The sequence below is a fragment of the Algoriphagus boritolerans DSM 17298 = JCM 18970 genome (genome assembly GCF_900108085.1).
Taxonomy (GTDB): Bacteria; Bacteroidota; Bacteroidia; order Cytophagales; family Cyclobacteriaceae; genus Algoriphagus; species Algoriphagus boritolerans.
Genome location: NZ_FNVR01000061.1, coordinates 1 through 4210 on the forward strand (window position 1 = coordinate 1; position 4210 = coordinate 4210).

Here is a 4210-nt window from a genome sequence, read left to right on the forward strand (position 1 = left end):
CTTGACGTGGCAAAGCTCCAACCGCACGAGGCCGAACGCTGGCCCGCTGCCACGTCGGCCCAACGCGCCCTCCACATATCGATCTAGCCATTCTTTAGCTTAGATAGGGAGTTCCAGTCTCAAACTTTGGGGATTGTTTTGGGCTTGGTAGTGACCGGTAGGAAAATCACTAACCAAGGAGCGGGAATGTTGAATTAGGAATGTTGAATGTTGAATGTTGAATATTGAATATTGAATATTGAATGTTGAATATTGAATGTTGAATTGTCCATGGCTTAAAGATACAGTATTGTTGAATCGGCTAGTCCAAGGATTGACCACGGAGTGGTCGAACTTTTCAATAGCCACGGGTCTAAACCCGGGGTAAAAACGTAAACGGGTGACAGCGCTGGCGCGGTAATTTATTTTGGAAAAGAATGTCGATGCCAGCGCAATGGAAATGGATTTGCTGGATAAAAAATCTAATGATAAGACCTCTTTATTACAAACCGATCCCGGTGGATTTCGGGATTGCAAATCCCTGAAAATAGCAGGGCAGTCTCAAGACTGCATACGGGTAGGCACCAGTCGGAAGACTGGCGCCGGTGGACCTAATGGCACTGAGAAGAATTCAATTTGGACTATTGGAAACTTCCCCATTTTGGGAAAAAAGAGGTATAAACCTCTCTGGCGAATTGAAATGAAGCGAATATTTATTTTATATTTCTGCCTGTTATAAAATCCTTAGGAATAAATCAGCGGATCAAAAAAATGAAATCAGGAAAATGGGGAACGATTTATCTAAATTAAGGAATTCAAATCTAACGTCCATCAATTTTAAACCGGCTTGAACTCCAGGATTTCACTTACGTTTTCACTTTTTCTCCTTATCCAGCTTCCCACTTTGTTCCAGGTGGAAAGGGCCGCATTCGGCCAAACGGATAATTTTTTTCAGGATTCCACCCGGATTCCCAGAAACTATGTCATGGAGATTTGGGACAATTCCAACGGTTTGCCCCAAAATGCGGTTTTTGCTTTGGAAAAAGATAATCATGGCTATTTGTGGATAGCCACCGAAGAAGGTTTGGTGAGATTTGACGGGATTTCTCATCTGGTCTTTGACCAAACCTCATATCCTGAGATGCTGGAACAGACCTACTACACCTTTTTCAAGACTTCCAGTGGCATTTGGGGTACAGCCGACCGTAGCATTGCACTCTTGGAGAAAACGATAGAAAAAGTAATCGACTGCTCGGCCATCACTGAAAATACCTGGATCAGGGCTATTTTCGAAACTGAAACCGGCGAACTTTTCATCGGAACTCAGTCCGGGAAAATTCACGTTTGGGATAATGGGAATTTCAGAGAACTGGAATTTTGGAACCCTGAAAAACGTCTGGAGATCCTTGGTTTTTATCCAATCGAAAAATCCAAATTACTGGTTGGAACGACCCATGGCCTCTACGAGCTAAATCTCTCCTCCAAACAGATGAAGCTGATCTCGGCTGAAAATTTCACTGCACAAAAAGTCTTCGGATCAAATCAGTCCGTTTTTATCTCCTCCCCGAGCGAAGGGATATTTCGGTTGAAGGAGAATTATGAAATGGACCCGATCATTTCCAATGACCTGATCAGAGACCTCAATCCAATCAGTCTGACCACGGACTCGGAAAATCGGATTTGGGCGGGATCGACTGAAAAAGGATTAATTTTAATAGAAAATGGAATGGTAAGCCGATTTACCTATCCTGAATTAAAAAACTATACCATTCGGAAAATAATCAAGGAAAAAGAAAACCTCTACCTGGGGACCTTAGGCAAAGGACTCGCCCTAATCAGGCCGGCCAAAGTCAGTCAGCTCTATTTTGACATTCTGAGCGGAAAAAATATAAAAGCCATTTTTCAAAGTGCGGACAGCAGCATTTGGGTAGGAACCAGATCTGACGGGCTACATCGAATCAAAGGGGGATCGATTCGCTCGCTGACTGTCAAAGAAGGCTTGATTCAGAATGGAGTCACCACGATCGGTGAGTTCCAAGGCAAAATTTATTCCGGCAGCAACTCAGGAATTACGGTCATTGACCAAAAATCAGGAAAGGTGTTGGATCAAATCACGCAAGAGGATGGCCTCAACGGCAACTATGTATATGCGATTTACAAAGACTCCAAAGGCTGGCTTTGGATCCTGACCCGTTATGGAGGCATGCACTACCTGGATGAAAATGGAACGCTTCACACCGTTGAGTTGCCTGAAAAATATTCAAACACCAATTTCATCAGTATTCTCGAACTCAAGAATAAGCAGCTCATTATCGGATCGATGAATCAGGGTATTTTTCGAATTGAGAACGGGAAATTTATCGAAAACCTTACCCTACCGCTTACACCCGGAGAGGACACTATCTACTGTATTTTTGAAGATGAAAACGATGACCTTTGGTTTGGTACCCACGGTGGCATGGTGCTGTTAAGCAATGGTAAGTTCAGGGCATTGAAAAAATCAAATGGTCTGAAATCCCAAAGTGTTTACAGCATCATCAGTGACGGTCTTGGAGGAATATGGATCAGCAATAATTTTGGAGTTCAATATCTTCCGAATTCGGAACTCGATCGATTCAAAGAAAATGGGGCTGAAGATTTTTTCATCGCTTCGACCCTTTTCAACAAAACCCTGGGAATGCCAAATTCCGAGGCAAACGGTTTAATATTTCCTGCTGCTATTCAGGATTTTTCGGGAAAAATCTGGATACCAACCGTGGAGGGAGTCGGTGTCATTGACCCCTCCTCTTCATCACAAGGCATTCAAGAGGCGACTAATTTCATTTGGGATGAACTTCACATGGGCGATAAAAAAATTCCCATAGGAACACAAATCACGATTCCGACGGGGGTGAATATGTTTCAGGTCTCGTTTAGCCTTATCGACTTCGAAAATCCCTCCCAATACTCACTTTATTACAGAATAGGTACCGATACAGACAGTTGGCTTCCGATCAGGGATCAACGGCAGCTCACATTCAATGGTCTGAAACCGGGAAAATACAATCTGGAAGTAAGGATACTTCGATACGGCAAACTGGATCAGGTAAAGTCCCTGCCTATCGAAGTTTCAGCTTCGCTGACCGAAACTACGCCCTTCAAAATTTTGGCGGCACTTATATTTTGCCTTCTGGTCTATTTCATTGTCAAGTATTATCTCAATATTCAAATGAAAAAAAGCCTGGAAGAGATGGTGGGGCAACGGACCATCGAGCTAAGCCGGGCAAATGAAAAGCTGAAAAATGCAGTACTGGAAATTGAGGATCAAAACTTAATTTTGAAAGAAATCACATGGAATCAATCCCACCTGGTCAGGGCCCCGTTGACCAAAGCCATGGGAATCAATCAATTGTTGATCAAGTACGCAAATTATTCTAACGTTGAAAAAAGTAAAGAGCAACTGGAAATTGAATTATTGGAAACTTTAAAGCAACTTGACCAACTCGTGAAAGAAACACACGCCAAATCAGAAAACATAAAGACCAATGAACAGTAACAGTACCAAGATCCTTATAATCGATGATGATCCCGGAGTGCTATTTCTTCATAAAATCATTCTTAAAGAGTCAATCCTAAAAAGTAATCCCGGTACTTTTCTGGACGCGATGAAAGCGTTGGAGTACATTATTCCTTTGGATTTGGCATCTACCCGGATTTTGATCTTCCTGGACATTAATATGCCCAAAATCAACGGATGGAAATTTTTGGAGCTGTTGGAAGAAAAAGTAAATCATGCTGATATTAAGGTGATCATGGTCACCTCTTCGTTGAGTAAGTCGGAGCGGGAAAAATCAAAACAGTACAAGATGGTGATTGATTTTTGGGAGAAGCCATTGGATGATAATCAGGTATCCGGATTGAAAGATAAATTAGGGACATGGCTGCTGGATTGAATGAAGGTTAAGCCCAAAGTAACTAACTAAATAAAATGCATATCCGCTTTTTTGCCAGTTGATCCATGTGGCCTCATCCCGATATTTATCGGGTCAGGTCAGGACTAACCCTAATGCATAATTCATCTGTTTATAACTTGATTTTTATTGGTCAGATAGCCTGTCCCGATTTTTCTTCGGGAGAATCTCGCATGGTTTATAATCATCCCAGTGTGTGACGATCTTCGTCATGCTCGATTTCATATGATTATATTTTATTTTTAAAGGCCATATGGAATCTCGCATGGTTTATAATCATC

General features: G+C 42.1%; 3 protein-coding genes. All 3 read left to right on the forward strand.

From position 1 onward, the window contains the following. The first annotated feature begins 406 nt into the window (after positions 1-406). Entirely contained in the window at positions 407-718 is a 312-nt protein-coding gene (locus tag C4S61_RS21970; RefSeq protein WP_103926820.1) for a hypothetical protein, read from the forward strand. Between the two features lie 108 nt (positions 719-826). Continuing rightward, positions 827-3514 carry a ligand-binding sensor domain-containing protein gene (locus C4S61_RS21445; protein WP_103926821.1) on the forward strand — a complete coding sequence of 896 codons (2688 nt, stop codon included), beginning with the start codon at positions 827-829 and terminating at the stop codon, positions 3512-3514. Continuing rightward, complete coding sequence (locus tag C4S61_RS21450; protein WP_103926822.1) at positions 3504-3911, forward strand: response regulator; 408 nt, start codon at positions 3504-3506, stop codon at positions 3909-3911. Before C4S61_RS21445 ends, C4S61_RS21450 begins: the two co-directional genes overlap by 11 nt. Positions 3912-4210 lie beyond the last annotated feature (299 nt).